This is a genomic window from Acinetobacter lwoffii (genome assembly GCF_015602705.1).
Lineage (GTDB): Bacteria > Pseudomonadota > Gammaproteobacteria > Pseudomonadales > Moraxellaceae > Acinetobacter > Acinetobacter lwoffii_E.
In genome coordinates this window covers 2,198,262-2,212,056 of record NZ_CP059081.1, presented here as the reverse complement: position 1 = coordinate 2,212,056, position 13,795 = coordinate 2,198,262, and the positions used below count along the sequence as shown (strand labels likewise).

Genomic DNA, 13,795 nt, shown 5'->3' with positions numbered 1-13,795 from the left:
TAATTTTCTAGAGACTCGATATCTTTCTATCCTTTTTTACACTAAATTGAAAATTAATGCTTTATAACAGTAAAAATCTAAAATAAGAATAAACTATGCGTCATTTGGATGACCAAGAGACATAAGGAGAACTGGGTCGGCATGTTTAAGTCATTTTTCCCGCAACCCGTCTGGTTTTTTAGCAGCCTGATTTTGTGGTTTATCATTAATCTTGTACTTTGGCATAGTGGTGGATCAGGATGGGGAACCTATCTGGGTTTTCCTGAAGGTTATTTTGATGAAAAGCTTACAATCGGTATCGGGCGTTTCTGGTCAGCTCAATTCATCTGGTTCTATCTCTGGTATTTCATTGCAACTACGATATTTGCGCTGTTCTGGCAATGGAAAGCCGGACACCGATGGCAGCGCTGGTCGGTCTGGGGCTCGGCATTTATTCTGTTTAATATCTGGTTCGGGGTACAGGTCAATGTCGTATTAAATGAATGGTATAGCCCGTTTTATGATCAGATTCAACAAATGCTCACTAAGGGTGGTGGGGATGTTTCATTGCTGTATCAAGGCGCATTAACCTTTATTTATATTGCGATGGTTTATGTCACTTTAGCGGTATTTAACCTGTTTTTTGTCAGTCATTATGTCTTCCGCTGGCGTACCGCGATGAATGATTATTACACCGCACATTGGGAGCAGTTACGTCATATTGAAGGTGCATCACAACGTATCCAGGAAGATACCATGCGCTTTGCCAAAACCACGGAGCAGTTAAGTGTTTCCTTGATTGAAGCGCTGATGTTGCTGATGGCATTCCTGCCGATCTTATATCAGCTCTCTAGTCATGTGAAAGTTTTACCAATTGTAGGGGAAATACCGCATGCTTTAATGTGGGCCTCGATTGGTTGGGCGGTATTGGGTACGGTCATTTTGATGGTCGTGGGAATGAAGCTGCCCGGACTGGAGTTTAATAACCAGAAAGTTGAGGCAGCCTATCGTAAAGAGCTGGTCTATGGCGAAGACTATGCTGATCGCGCACATCCGTTGACATTACAAGAACTGTTTAGCCGAGTACGCTGGAATTATTTCCGGTTGTATTTTCACTATGCTTATTTCAACATGGTTCGGATCTGGTACTTGCAGTTGGACAATATTTACGGATTATTTATTCTGTTTCCAAGTATTGCAGCAGGGGCAATTACCCTCGGTTTAATGATGCAAATCCTAAATGTGTTCGGCAAAGTGCGAGAATCTTTCCAGTACCTGATTTTGTCTTGGCCGACGATTATTGAACTGATGTCGATCTATAAACGGTTGAAAGCATTTGAATCACATATTGATTAATTTTTTCTCATATTATCATCCTGCTTTATTAGCCAAACAGTTTTAGGTTTGGCTTTTTTTATGGCGAGTTAGTTTACAAAATCCAATGGAAAATATCGATCTGACCGTTGGTCAGATGACTTGGGTAAATCGTGTCAGAACCTCCCAATATTGGGGTATTCAGATATTTTTTTCTTGTCTAGAATCCTAAGGGCCAGCCAAGATGGCGTTTAATTTCCGGTGGTTTGACGTATAAAAATAACAAGTGTACGTTGAGGAAATTATTCTTATGCTGATCTTGTTCAGGCAATGTTACAGCGGATAAAAGGTAAATTTATTACCCATTATAATAAAGGCCTGTAGCGTTCCCTGAATAAGCCGCCGGAGAAGGACTCACCGCCTTCTTCGGTTTTTTATGTGTTTTTTCTATCTTTTTCTTGAGTCCTGAATGGAATTGTTTATTATTTGAACTGATTTAAAAATGATACTTGTGTCAATTTTTATCACATGAAGCTTGGCATAATCAGCAAAGTTGAGGCTGATATGTGCCTTTTTACCATTTAAATATTATAGTTATCAATATCTTGTGTTTGTTGTTTTGTGCTATTTAAGCTATGTTATACGGGATTTTGGGGTTGAGATATTTGCTGTGAAGCTAAAAGTAATAATTCTAATAATAGGGGCAGCAGCTTTAGCTGGATGTAATAGCGTGAATCGGTTGAAATCAGAGGTGTTACATCCTTTTGCCAGTCCGGAAGAACTAATTGCCAAACGGGCTTTGAATCAACGTGATGGTAGTGCAAAAGATTATGTTTATCTTTGGGGACAAGCTCAGAAAAATAACACGACTCAGGCCATGTATCCGCGTTCGATACTGACGCAATATTGTCATGAACAGGGCGGTAAATTTTCCCTGCTGTATAAAAGTAATTTTAGTGCCATGGCAGATGTTGCCCAGCGTAAACGCCTGAGTGCCAATCGGGGTGTTGTACAAGGTAGCGGTGCCTATCAGTGTCGTATGGATGACCTGACTGAAAGCTGGATTGTCTCGATTGAACCAACTTCTGAACGACAAGTTGATAAATCTAGCCAGACGCGTAGTGTTCGACTACTCACCCAGGTCATGAGCCCTTCTCAAGCAAAAAACTTTTATCGTCCAACTAAAGCCAGGGTTGCTGTGGAGAAAACCACCCCTGCATTGATAAAAACCATGACTCCTCCTAAGACTCCTGTCGCAAAGACGACAAATGAACTGAAGGAATCAGCACGTAAAGAGCTGGAGAGGAAAGAATTAGAGCGAAAGGAATTAGAAAGAAAAGAGCTTGAGAAAAAAGAAGCAGAGAAAAAGCAGCTAGCAGCGGCATCAGCTCGAGCTACAATAGCAGAAACACCGCAACAACATCAGATGAAGATTTATGTGGCAGCGCGACGTGATATTAATAGTGGCAAGAATCTGAATAATGCCTGTAACAACGCCCAGCGTGCCTATAACTACGGTAAATTGCAGGGCACTGAGGGAACACGTGTCTATACTGAATCAGGGATGTTGGTTGCACGCTGTCTGAACAGTATTCCGGTCTATGCCAGCCGTTTCCCAAATGCTAAAGCGCAATCCAAGCGGATTTTGCAGAATTTGGCCAATAACTATAATCATGCCGGAGCCAAGAATCTTTTGAGGCAGTTAAAATAAGCGCGGGATCAAAAGACTTAATCCAAAATCCGTATGATCCTTTTGACGATCGAGAAGATAGGCGCAAAAATCTGTTCGATCCGACGGGAGAGAGTAGAAGAAAGTCCGCTTGGTTTAGCGGAGAGATCACGTGACCCGAGAATCTCCTTCCGTGATGTCGGATGGATGAATAAAAATACGATCAAGACGAAAAAAAGGACAAGTCCCCACAGTATGATGCTGTGAAATATGTTGGTATTCATAATTATAAGTTTTTATTTTTATTGTTTTAGTCTAAATCATAGCGCTAAGTTTGACTGATCAATATCCTGACCTGATGAATAGCAATATGGACATCAGAATGATCATCCAAGTGTTGCAAATCTGATTTAGGTTTTACAGAGCTCTATCAGTTTATTGCCCTGTTCCATGCTACAAATAACTGGTTTTATATCACTGGCCGGACATCGAAGAACAGGAAATTATGATGGCGCATAGATCTTTCACAAAGCTTCGTACATTTTTAATAAGGGCAACATTATTAGGTGCAACTCAGGTTGCCATAGCAGGTCCAACAGTTGATCAGCTCAGTGACTGTTTGATGAAATCCACCACAGCCACCGATAAAACCACGGTCTTGCAATGGACCTTTGTGGCTTTAGGTAATCATCCGGACTTAAAGGCTTTTAGTAATGTGACCGCTACTCAAAAGGAAGCATTAGATAAGAATCTGGCGACCGTTTTACAGCGCATCCTTGTAGAGCAATGTTCTACACAAACCAAAGCCGTGATTCAGGCGGAAGGCTTGCAAGCTGTAGGGGATAGTTTTCAGGCATTAGGTAGAGCTACAGGCGATGAAATTTTAAAGAATCCTGAAATCAATAATCAGCTCAAAGGTGTGTTGCGTTATATCGATTTGAATCGTGTTGCACAGACTTTTTTAACCCCAGATTTGTTGAATAAGTTGGGACTATAAGGCGATAAGTCATGAGGCTTTATTTGAAGATGCCTGCAATAAGTTTAATTAGCCAGTAAATGGGAATAAAAATAAGTTCTAGCCCATCTGCCCAATCAGATCCTCTTTGACGTTTGGAGGTATCGCCTTTAGGTTCTGTGATCTTTTTTCGCCATTTGGGATAGATGAGCATGATGACGATCACAAGCACGAATATGCCAATGAAAGCTTGAATGATGGTAAGTAATAGTTCAGGTGTCATTTTTGTTTTTCTATTAGTTAGTTTTTTGATTTTATAGCATAAAAGTAATCCTCTCCCTAACCCTCTCCTTTAATAAAGGAGAGGGAACTACGCGTATCCAATTAATCACATGACAAAGTCTCCCTTTTCTAAAGGGAAATTTAGAGGGATTAGGGAAGCTGGATACGTCCTAAGTCTTCAAGTTTGGTGATGGAGGATACTTTTTTAATGGTCATGTTATTTTACGTTGAGAATTATCACTTGAATAAAGTTGGAAAGATTTTATAAATTAACATGTTATACCGTCATAATTAGAAAAGTGAGAGTTTTTCCTTGAAATTAGGGTGTGTTGACACTTTTAGCTTAAAAAAATAGCGAAGTAGTAAAATCAAATCGCCAAACCCAATTTTACTATTCGCTATGCCTCGTACCATGCTGACAGATCAACACTGGCAAAAGTTGAAAGTTATTCTGCGTAATTTATCCATTCACCACAACTCAAATTTACGCAATTTTATTGAAGCTATTCTCTATAGAATTAGAACAGGCTGTCCGTGGCGAGATATTCCTTGTTGTTTTGGTCATTCCAACTCTATTTTCAAACGTTTTAATCATTGGTCAAGCAGCGGTAAGTTACTTAGATTATTCAAATTACTAGCCTCATGTCCCGATATGGAGTGGATTTTTATTGATGGCTCTCATGTACGTGCTCATCAACATTCTGCCGGCATAGCGAATCAATCTATTTCTAAAAGTGTAGGGGGAAACTCCTCAAAAATACATTTGATTGTTGATGCACATGGCAATCCTATTGATTTCATGATTACCGATGGAACCACACATGATGTTAAAGTTGCACCTGATTTAATATCAACATTAGATTTAAAAGAGACAAAAGTGGTATGTGCAGATAAAGGCTATGATTCAGAACCACTGCGTGAACAGATCAGGAAAACAGGGACTAAAGCGAATATACCAAAGAAAACAAATAGCCAATCGAACAATGATCATATGGACTGGTATTTATATAAAATCAGGCATTTAGTTGAAAATATGTTTTGTAGATTAAAGCAGTTTAGAGGAATAGCTACTCGATATGACAAGCTCAAAAGAAATTATCAAAGTTCTGTTGCTTTAGCCTGTATATTTTTATGGCTACCTTTATAGGGTTAATTATGAACAGTAAATGTCAACAGACCCTAGATGAAATACAGAAAAATATCGAAAAAATTTCAATAGAAAATTGGAATAAATCATTTGGTGGAACCGCTAGTTCAGAAATAGCAAATAAAATTGAAATTGATAATTCAATTGTCATGCGTGCTATGGAAGATTTAGTAGCTGCGAACTATGGGACTATCAATGCAAATGTCGAATTGTCTCAAATATCAATAGACTCAGAAACGAGAGAATTTGAATTTACTCCGATTAAGGTGCATATATATTTTCCTTCAAAGCAGATGCTAGAAGAATTTTTTTACTCTAGTGATTTAGTTAGAAAAAGTATTCCAGAGTATAAGAAAAGATTATATCTAGGAGCTCATCAGTTATCACAGGTACTTTTTGATGAATCTGTATTAGCTCGATATTTTGATTATCCTTAATATTATGAACTCGATGATTCTAGATCAGGTGGGCATATCTCTATTTGTTCTGAAGAAACACCTGAAGAAAGATATATCCATGTTAGACATGGTAGAAAAGCATTAGCAAATGGAAAATCAGCCATTGTTGCCATATATAAAGATTTGGCTAACATGAGCGAATTTGAACAAAGATATTGGCATTCGCACGAGCTTAATATCCATGAATTAGATTTTCTCCCTAATGACGAAGCCTATGAAAAATTCTTTAATAGAAATTATGAAGGTGCGTGGGTGAACTATACTGATGAATTATCAGATTTAACTAACAACTTAGAGTCATTAAACTCACTGTTTGAGAATAATATTTTTAATAAAGTACAAAATATTTATTGCCGTCCTCCAGTCGAAAATACTCAAAAATCTTATTTTGATAGTTGTAGTGAACTCTTTAAATTAGTCGGACCAGATAATATTAATCAGAAAACTTTAAAAGATTTTCTTAGAAATAATAAAGATTGTTTAGATAAGGATTTTGTATATGAATCAGGACGAGATATTAGTAAGTTAGAGTTATTAGGATTGTTTGAAGAAAAAATAGGATCTTCAAAAAAATTAACCAAAGCAGTACGTCTTTTGCAAAAAGATAGAACAGAAGCCGATCATAAAATCATTGAGTCAAAAATTGCTAGAGAAAACTTATCAGAACAGTTTTTTAATCATGTAGAAGAGATTAATGCCAACATTAAAGAAATTATTGAAAAAATAAAAAACCTGCTCTAAAGCGGGTTTTTTATTCCAAAATTAATCAGTTTTAACCAATCAATTTCTTCATTAATTCATTTACTTGTGCAGAGTTGGGTTCAGGATGCCAAATCGATAGAACTATCAGTTTCATTCATTTCTTTAGATTCATCTTTATCAGCACTATTCTTCATCAGCTTGAGAAAATTTAAAGCTTCTTTCATATCATCGGCAGTATTTAAGAATCTTGTAGCAAGTATAATCAGTGCGATACTAATTATATTATCGAACCAAGTTACTTTTAAAAACTCAATCCATCCAACTAATGTAAATATAGCTAAAGTAAGGAAACAAGCATACAAGACATAATTTAACTTGGATACAGTACTTGAGGTATATCTCTTTGTTTTAAAAGTAATTACATTATTATTGCTGTTATATGTAAGAAATCTACTTCCCCAGTAGTAATGATCTGTGGCTTGATCAAAGTTTACTAAACCCTTTTCATGTAAATTGATTAAATAGTGAAGTAATTCTGCATTCATATCTTTGGAGCGAGTAATATTTTGAGCAGCTTTATCTCTTAATAATTTGGGATACTTACTTTCATCTGCTTTATAAAATTTTTCAAAATATTCGATAAAATTATCTAATTCGTCCTTAAACTTTTTACGTTTGTGTTCGCCGATTGCATGTAAGGATTTAGGAATAGAGAATATTGCTACTACTATGCCAATAAGAGCTACGATGACATCGATTGATTCCATTATTTTTATTCAAATAATTATGATGTTTTAGTATATAAAAAAGCCCCGATAAATCGAGGCTTTTTTATTCAAATTAATGGTTTAAATCAACCAATCAATTTCTTCATCAACTCATTTACTTGCGCAGGGTTCGCTTTACCTTTTGCTGCTTTCATGACTTGACCAACCAGACCATTGAAAGCTTTCTCTTTACCAGATTTATACTCTTCAACCATCTTCTCGTTGGCAGCAAGCACTTCCTTAATAATCGCTTCAATCGCGCCTGTATCAGTTTCCTGTTTCAAGCCTTTTTCAGCAATAATCTCGTCCGCAGATTTGCCTTCTTCCCACATAAAGCCGAATACTTGCTTCGCGATCTTACCGTTAATCGTGTTATCCACAATACGCGCGATCATACCGCCAAGTTTTTCCGCAGATACAGGAGAATCCGCCAAATCTAAGCCTGCTTTGTTTAAAGCACCAGAGAATTCACCCATCACCCAGTTTGCCGCAATCTTACCTTGTGCAGCACCACCAGCAGCTTTAACGACTTCCTCATAAAATTCAGACATTTCACGAGTAAGTGTAAGCACGTGCGCATCGTACTCAGTCACGCCAAAGTCCGCCACGAAACGCGCACGACGTGCCGCAGGAAGTTCAGGCATGGTCGCTTTAATTGCTTCGATTTGCTCATCAGCAATCACCACAGGCAACAAGTCTGGGTCAGGGAAGTAGCGGTAATCGTTCGCTTCTTCTTTAGAACGCATTGAACGCGTTTCCATCTTTACAGGGTCGAACAGACGCGTTTCCTGATCAATGGTGCCATCCCAGTCCAGAATTTCCATTTGACGTTCAATTTCAACATTGATCGCTTGTTCAATGAAACGGAATGAGTTCAGGTTTTTCAATTCACAACGTGTACCAAACGGTTGACCCGGACGACGTAAAGATACATTACAGTCACAGCGGAACGAACCCTCCGCCATGTTACCGTCAGAAATACCTAACCAGCGCACTAAAGTGTGAATTGCCTTGATATAAGCAACCGCTTCTTCAACCGAACGCATATCCGGTTCAGAAACGATTTCAAGCAGCGGCGTACCAGCACGGTTCAAGTCGATGCCTGACATACCTTCGAACTGATCATGAATCGATTTACCCGCATCTTCTTCGAGATGCGCACGGGTTACGCCAATGCGTTTAACCGTGCCATCTTCAAGCTGGATGTCGATATGACCCAAGCCCACAATCGGGTTCTCCATCTGGCTGATCTGATAGCCTTTTGGAGAGTCCGGATAGAAGTAGTTTTTACGCGCAAATACAGACGCCTGATCGATGTAAGCATCGATGCCCAAACCAAAGCGAATCGCAAGATCAACCACTTCTTTGTTTAATACCGGTAATACGCCCGGCATAGCCAAATCAACCAGGCTGGCTTGCGTGTTTGGATCATTACCGAAAACAGTCGATGAACCTGAAAAAATTTTGGTATTGGTGGCAAGCTGAGTGTGAATCTCGATACCAATAACGACTTCCCAACCATCAATCAGGTTGGATTTTGGTTTAGCCGATTTTTGAGCTTGAGCCATTATGCGTTCTCCTCAGCAATTGCAGCGCGTTTTGTATGCCAATCGGTGGCCTGTTGATACTGGTGTACCACAGACAACAATTGAGATTCTGACCAGTAATTACCAATCAGCTGTAAGCCAACTGGCAAGTTATTTTGGTCAAAACCGACAGGCGCGTTAATCGCAGGAAGACCTGCCAGATTTACCGCAAGCGTATAAATATCGCCCAGGTACATTTCAACTGGCGTTAAATCTGCACCAATTTTATAGGCAGTCGTTGGCGCAGAAGGTGCAGCGATGACATCAACAGATTCAAATGCTTTGAGGAAATCTTGCTGGATCAGACGGCGTACTTTCTGTGCTTTTACATAGTAAGCATCGTAATAACCTGCAGACAGGGCATACGTACCAATCAAGATACGGCGTTGCACTTCGGCACCAAAACCTTCTGAACGTGAACGTTTGTACAGGTCCATCAGGTCCACAGGATTTTCTGCGCGGTAGCCATAACGTACGCCATCAAAACGTGACAGGTTCGAAGAAGCTTCGGCAGGTGCGATCAGATAGTAAGTCGGCACATAGCTTTCAGTCATGTTGAGATCAATCTCAACCAGAATTGCGCCCATCTCTTCCAGTTTTTTTAAGGATTCTTCAACGCGTGCTTTGACTTCAGCATCTAAACCAGCAACATTAAAATATTGCTTTGGAATACCAATGCGTAAGCCTTTTACTGAGGTAGCGTTCAAGTTCGCGACATAGTTATCTACCGCTTGATCCATCGAGGTTGAATCTTTTGCATCATGACCGGCCATGACATTCATCAGGTAAGCACAGTCTTCCGCCGAGCGCGCCATTGGACCGCCTTGGTCTAGTGATGATGCATAAGCAATCATCCCGAAACGCGATACACGGCCATAGGTCGGTTTAAGGCCGGTCAGACCACAGAATGACGCAGGTTGACGGATAGAGCCACCGGTGTCAGTACCAGTTGCAAATGGTGCTAGATCGGCTGCAACGGCTGCCGCAGAGCCACCAGAAGAGCCACCAGGGACATGACCCAGGTTCCAAGGGTTAGCCGTTGCGCCGTAATATGAGTTCTCAGAGGTCGAACCCATCGCGAATTCGTCCATGTTCACTTTACCTAAAGTGACCAGGCCCGCAGCTTTGCCTTTCGCTACAACGGTCGCGTCGTAAGGAGAGATAAAATTGTCCAGCATTTTAGAACCGGCGGTGGTCTTGATGCCTTGGGTACAGAAAATATCTTTGTGGGCAACTGGCACACCAGTCAGGGCAGAGGCATTACCAGCTTTGATTGCGGCATCGGCAGCATCAGCTTCAGCCAACGCCTGTTCAGCAGTTACGGACACATAAGACTTTACCTGAGCATCAATTTTTGCAATGCGCTTTAAGTAGTGTTCAGTCAATTCGCGAGATGAAAACTGGGCATTTGCCAGACCTTCACTAAGTTCACGAATGGATAAGCGATGTAAATCTGTCATGAGAAATAATTCTTTACGTTTAATTTAATAAAAAGAATGAACTGGGTAGTAATTACTCAATCACGCGCGGTACGAGGTACAAGCCATCCTGAACAGCTGGTGCAACTGCCTGGTATTGCTCACGATGATTGGTTTCAGTAACCACATCATCACGTAGCGGCTGAGGGTGGTCGAAAGGACTTTTCAGGGGTTCAACACCATCGGTATTGATGCCTTTCAGGGTTTCCATCATGCCTAAAATTTTATTTAAACTTTGAGCATATTCAGCAGATTGCGTATCATTGAGAGATAACCTTGCAAGGTTGGCAATAGCTGAAACTGTTTCTGCACTTAAATCTGCAGAATGCTGTGCATCCGATGTAGACATAATATTACCTAATCAGTATTAAAAAAATTCAAATTATCATGCGTTATGATAAGCGATTGACTTGTCCAAATCATCACATTTAGTTAAAGTGGCCACCTTGCGTCCATATAAAGTTTAACTGAGAACGTCCCCGTGATTCTAAAACGACTAATAGGCTTGTTTTCGCCCGATCTTGCCATTGATTTAGGTACAGCAAATACACTTATTTATGCGCCAGGACGAGGCATTATATTAAATGAACCAACGGTTGTAGCCATCCGTCATAGTGGTTCACATAAAATTGTTGCGGCAGTCGGTCTTGAAGCGAAGCAAATGCTAGGTCGTACCCCAGCCAATATCTCGGCGATCCGTCCTATGAAAGACGGGGTGATTGCGGATTTTGAAGTCACTGAGACCATGCTGAATCAGTTTATTCGCAAAGTACATGAAAACCGTTTATTCACTCCGGCACCGCGTGTGGTAGTTTGCGTGCCATGTAAATCGACTCTGGTTGAGCGCCGTGCCATTCGTGAAGCCGTGTTTAATGCGGGCGCACGTGATGTGCGTTTAATCGAAGAGCCAATGGCAGCAGCGATTGGTGCAGGGATGCCAGTTGAGCAGGCCTGTGGTTCGATGGTCGTCGATGTTGGTGGTGGTACGACTGAAATTGCAATCATTTCCCTACAAGGTTGTGTTTATGCCGATTCTTTACGTATCGGCGGTGATGTCTTTGATGAACAGATCATTAACTACGTGCGTAAAGCGCATGGCTGTGTGATCGGTGAAACTACGGCTGAAGTGATCAAAAAAGAAGTCGGTATGGCTTTGCCTGATGAAGGTGCTAAACCGCTTGAAATTGAAGTTCGTGGCCGTAACCTCGCAGAAGGTGTGCCTCGTGCGATTGTGGTCAATTCAGACGAAGTGACCCAAGCGATTTCTGATCCATTGCAAAACATCGTGTCTGCTGTGAAATCTGCTTTAGAACATACCCCTCCTGAGCTTTCTTCAGACATCGCTGAACGTGGTATCGTGTTAACCGGTGGTGGTGCATTGCTACGTAACCTGGACAAGCTGCTTGCCAAAGAAACTGGCCTGCCAGTGGTAGTGGCAGAAGATCCACTATCATGTGTGACTCGTGGTGGCGGCAAGGTACTCGAATTTTTCGACAACCCAAATCATGACATGTTATTCGTAGGCTAAGAAAAGGATTCGGCGGGTGCAAGCACATCTGTTTTCTCGACAACCGCCATCTTTTCGCTCTTTTATCATTGCATTGGTAACATGCCTGGTGGTGCTTTTCTTTGATTGGCGCATGCCGCATGTTGTTCAACCTGCAAGGGATGTCCTGTACGCTGCTTATAATCCTATTTATGCGGTGGCTAGCTATCCGGTATTGTCGCGAGAGTGGTTGAATCAACAAACCAAGTCTGAAGCTCAATTGCGTCGGGAAAATACCGCGATGCAAGCCGAGCTGTTACAGGCACAGGTACGCTTACAAAAAATCTCTGAACTTTCTGCTGAAAATACCCGTTTGCGTGGCCTATTGGACACGCCGCTGATCATTGATGGACGTATTGAAATTGCCGAAGTGATTGGTACCGATGCCGATCCATTACGACATATTATTGTGATCAACCGGGGTTCGAATAATGAGCTGAAAGTCGGGCAAACGGTACTGGATGACAAGGGTATCATGGGACAGATTATCAATGTCTATCCGCATAGTAGCCGGGTCATGCTGTTGTCTGATAAAGAACATTCACTGTCAGTACGTCTGGAACATACCGGTATGCGTGCCATTGTCTCGGGTACGGGTGATCTGGGACGTTTAAAAATGGAATATGTACCGACCAGCGCCAATATCAAGGTCGGTGAAAAAGTCTATAGTTCGGGTTTGGGACAACATTTCCCGGCAGGTTATCTGGTAGGGCAGGTGTCTAAAGTACAACGACATAATTCTGGTGAATTTGCCCAGATTGATGTGACGCCTGCGGCTCAACTCGCCGGTGGACATCATGTGGTGGTGTTATTTTCCGATTCATTAGCGATGGAGCAACCGCATGTCAATCGCTAAGATGAAATCCAGAAAGCATCGTGACCCTTTAATGGCCATTGTCATTTCGGTGATTGTGGCTTCCATTTTAATGGTCTATCCACTTTCTTATAATCTCTCGGGCTGGCGTCCGCTGTTTATGCTGATGATCATGCTCTTCTGGGTGTTGTGTCAGCCGACCTGGTGCGGGATCTGGTTTGCCTTTGGTACCGGTATTTTTATTGATCTGCTGCTGGATGCACCTTTAGGTCTGAATGCGCTGAGCTTTATCATTATTGCCTTCTTAGCCCGCTTTCTGACCCGTGAACGCCGTATCCTGACCTTTAATAATCTCTGGGTGATTATGGGGCTGGCGATTGTCGCATATCTGCTGATGATCTTTTTTACCCAGATTATAGCTGGCGTGCAATTTTCTTATGCACGGCACTGGATTCCGATGCTGACCAGTATTCTGGTTTGGCCTGCTATTTATTATATGCTCAAAAAATGGCGCATATAATTCTAGCTTCGAGCTCACCCCGGCGTCGCGAGTTATTGCAACAACTCGGGCTGAGCTTCGATATTTACAGTCCCGAGATCGACGAATCTGTACAAGCAGGCGAGTCGGTCGCAGCCTATGTTGAACGTCTGGCACGTGCCAAAGCCGATGCCGTGGCAGAGCTTTATCCTGATGCAATTATTATTGCTGCGGACACCAGTTTGGGGGTGGATCAGGAGATTTTGGGCAAACCTGAATCCAAACAACATGCGATTGAAATGTGGACAAAAATCTCCGGTCGGTGGCATGATGTATATAGCGGTGTCTGTGTTCGTACAAAGCATGAAAAATACAGTGTAGTGGTACGCACACAGGTCGAATTTCAAATCCTGAGCGCTGCAGATATGGAAAGTTACTGGGCGACAGGTGAGCCACTGGGTAAAGCAGGGGCTTATGCAATTCAAGGAATTGCAGCACGTTATATTCCAAAAATACAGGGCAGTTATTCCAATGTGGTTGGCTTGCCTTTATATGAGACAGTACAGTTATTACAGACGGTTAAGGCACTAAATTAACTGCTGAAAAGAATTCTTATAATG

14 protein-coding genes and 1 pseudogene are annotated in these 13,795 nt (G+C 41.4%); 10 read left to right on the top strand and 5 right to left on the bottom strand.

The window, feature by feature from the left end; all coding sequences use genetic code 11:
• Nucleotides 1–141 precede the first annotated feature (141 nt).
• The 3 genes from sbmA (at nt 142) to H0S56_RS10625 (ending at nt 3,959) form a co-directional block, all read left to right on the top strand.
• On the top strand, nt 142–1,335 hold the full coding sequence (gene sbmA, locus H0S56_RS10635) for a peptide antibiotic transporter SbmA (RefSeq protein ID WP_005262445.1): 1,194 nt from the start codon (nt 142–144) through the stop codon (nt 1,333–1,335).
• Nucleotides 1,336–2,023: 688 nt separating this feature from the next.
• Complete coding sequence (locus tag H0S56_RS10630; RefSeq protein ID WP_227554893.1) at nt 2,024–3,004, top strand: hypothetical protein; 981 nt, start codon at nt 2,024–2,026, stop codon at nt 3,002–3,004.
• A gap of 466 nt (nt 3,005–3,470) precedes the next feature.
• The gene (locus tag H0S56_RS10625; RefSeq protein WP_195726081.1) at nt 3,471–3,959 is read left to right on the top strand and encodes a hypothetical protein; all 489 of its coding nucleotides are present in this window, start codon (nt 3,471–3,473) and stop codon (nt 3,957–3,959) included.
• A gap of 19 nt (nt 3,960–3,978) precedes the next feature.
• Here H0S56_RS10625 and H0S56_RS10620 read toward each other — a convergent pair whose 3' ends face one another.
• On the bottom strand, nt 3,979–4,200 hold the full coding sequence (locus H0S56_RS10620) for a hypothetical protein (protein ID WP_005107594.1): 222 nt from the start codon (nt 4,198–4,200) through the stop codon (nt 3,979–3,981).
• 399 nt (nt 4,201–4,599) lie between these two features.
• Between H0S56_RS10620 and H0S56_RS10615 the strand changes: the two are divergent.
• The 3 genes and pseudogenes from H0S56_RS10615 (at nt 4,600) to H0S56_RS14345 (ending at nt 6,545) form a co-directional block, all read left to right on the top strand.
• Nucleotides 4,600–5,365: pseudogene (locus H0S56_RS10615) on the top strand (IS5-like element ISAba31 family transposase).
• Complete coding sequence (locus H0S56_RS14350) at nt 5,355–5,783, top strand: hypothetical protein (RefSeq protein WP_227554891.1); 429 nt, start codon at nt 5,355–5,357, stop codon at nt 5,781–5,783. The pseudogene H0S56_RS10615 and the gene H0S56_RS14350 overlap by 11 nt, the downstream one beginning before the upstream one ends.
• Nucleotides 5,784–5,936: 153 nt before the next feature.
• On the top strand, nt 5,937–6,545 hold the full coding sequence (locus H0S56_RS14345) for a hypothetical protein (protein WP_227554890.1): 609 nt from the start codon (nt 5,937–5,939) through the stop codon (nt 6,543–6,545).
• An 80-nt stretch (nt 6,546–6,625) separates the two neighbouring features.
• Here H0S56_RS14345 and H0S56_RS10605 read toward each other — a convergent pair whose 3' ends face one another.
• The 4 genes from H0S56_RS10605 to gatC all read right to left on the bottom strand — a co-directional run bounded on the left by H0S56_RS10605 (nt 6,626) and on the right by gatC (nt 10,686).
• Nucleotides 6,626–7,273 carry a hypothetical protein gene (locus H0S56_RS10605; protein ID WP_195725027.1) on the bottom strand — a complete coding sequence of 216 codons (648 nt, stop codon included), beginning with the start codon at nt 7,271–7,273 and terminating at the stop codon, nt 6,626–6,628.
• Between the two features lie 86 nt (nt 7,274–7,359).
• Nucleotides 7,360–8,841 (bottom strand): Asp-tRNA(Asn)/Glu-tRNA(Gln) amidotransferase subunit GatB, encoded by a 1,482-nt coding sequence (gene gatB, locus H0S56_RS10600; RefSeq protein ID WP_195725026.1) that lies wholly within the window; start codon nt 8,839–8,841, stop codon nt 7,360–7,362.
• Complete coding sequence (gene gatA / locus H0S56_RS10595; RefSeq protein WP_195725025.1) at nt 8,841–10,319, bottom strand: Asp-tRNA(Asn)/Glu-tRNA(Gln) amidotransferase subunit GatA; 1,479 nt, start codon at nt 10,317–10,319, stop codon at nt 8,841–8,843. The genes gatB and gatA overlap by 1 nt, the downstream gene beginning before the upstream one ends.
• A 52-nt stretch (nt 10,320–10,371) precedes the next feature.
• The gene (gene gatC, locus H0S56_RS10590; protein ID WP_064095715.1) at nt 10,372–10,686 is read right to left on the bottom strand and encodes an Asp-tRNA(Asn)/Glu-tRNA(Gln) amidotransferase subunit GatC; all 315 of its coding nucleotides are present in this window, start codon (nt 10,684–10,686) and stop codon (nt 10,372–10,374) included.
• A 132-nt stretch (nt 10,687–10,818) separates the two neighbouring features.
• On the opposite strand from gatC, the gene H0S56_RS10585 reads away from it, so the two are divergent.
• Genes H0S56_RS10585 through H0S56_RS10570 form a run of 4 tightly spaced genes read left to right on the top strand, consistent with a single transcriptional unit; the run spans nt 10,819 to nt 13,771 of the window.
• Nucleotides 10,819–11,865, top strand: coding sequence for a rod shape-determining protein (locus H0S56_RS10585; RefSeq protein WP_004279360.1), 1,047 nt, complete (start codon nt 10,819–10,821; stop codon nt 11,863–11,865).
• Between the two features lie 16 nt (nt 11,866–11,881).
• A complete protein-coding gene (mreC, locus tag H0S56_RS10580) occupies nt 11,882–12,739 on the top strand; it encodes a rod shape-determining protein MreC (protein ID WP_004279362.1) in 858 nt (285 codons plus the stop codon).
• Nucleotides 12,726–13,217, top strand: coding sequence for a rod shape-determining protein MreD (mreD, locus tag H0S56_RS10575; RefSeq protein WP_004730376.1), 492 nt, complete (start codon nt 12,726–12,728; stop codon nt 13,215–13,217). The genes mreC and mreD overlap by 14 nt, the downstream gene beginning before the upstream one ends.
• Nucleotides 13,205–13,771 (top strand): Maf-like protein, encoded by a 567-nt coding sequence (locus tag H0S56_RS10570; protein ID WP_195725024.1) that lies wholly within the window; start codon nt 13,205–13,207, stop codon nt 13,769–13,771. The genes mreD and H0S56_RS10570 overlap by 13 nt, the downstream gene beginning before the upstream one ends.
• Nucleotides 13,772–13,795 lie beyond the last annotated feature (24 nt).

What these genes read in the sequence shown, in the direction of transcription:
- gatA (WP_195725025.1), bottom strand. Translation starts at nt 10,319, where the DNA reads ATGACAGATTTACATCGCTTATCCATTCGTGAACTTAGTGAAGGTCTG.
- gatC (WP_064095715.1), bottom strand. Translation starts at nt 10,686, where the DNA reads ATGTCTACATCGGATGCACAGCATTCTGCAGATTTAAGTGCAGAAACA.
- H0S56_RS14345 (WP_227554890.1), top strand. Translation starts at nt 5,937, where the DNA reads ATGAGCGAATTTGAACAAAGATATTGGCATTCGCACGAGCTTAATATC.
- H0S56_RS10570 (WP_195725024.1), top strand. Translation starts at nt 13,205, where the DNA reads ATGGCGCATATAATTCTAGCTTCGAGCTCACCCCGGCGTCGCGAGTTA.
- gatB (WP_195725026.1), bottom strand. Translation starts at nt 8,841, where the DNA reads ATGGCTCAAGCTCAAAAATCGGCTAAACCAAAATCCAACCTGATTGAT.
- mreD (WP_004730376.1), top strand. Translation starts at nt 12,726, where the DNA reads ATGTCAATCGCTAAGATGAAATCCAGAAAGCATCGTGACCCTTTAATG.
- H0S56_RS10605 (WP_195725027.1), bottom strand. Translation starts at nt 7,273, where the DNA reads ATGGAATCAATCGATGTCATCGTAGCTCTTATTGGCATAGTAGTAGCA.
- H0S56_RS14350 (WP_227554891.1), top strand. Translation starts at nt 5,355, where the DNA reads ATGAACAGTAAATGTCAACAGACCCTAGATGAAATACAGAAAAATATC.
- H0S56_RS10620 (WP_005107594.1), bottom strand. Translation starts at nt 4,200, where the DNA reads ATGACACCTGAACTATTACTTACCATCATTCAAGCTTTCATTGGCATA.
- H0S56_RS10625 (WP_195726081.1), top strand. Translation starts at nt 3,471, where the DNA reads ATGGCGCATAGATCTTTCACAAAGCTTCGTACATTTTTAATAAGGGCA.
- sbmA (WP_005262445.1), top strand. Translation starts at nt 142, where the DNA reads ATGTTTAAGTCATTTTTCCCGCAACCCGTCTGGTTTTTTAGCAGCCTG.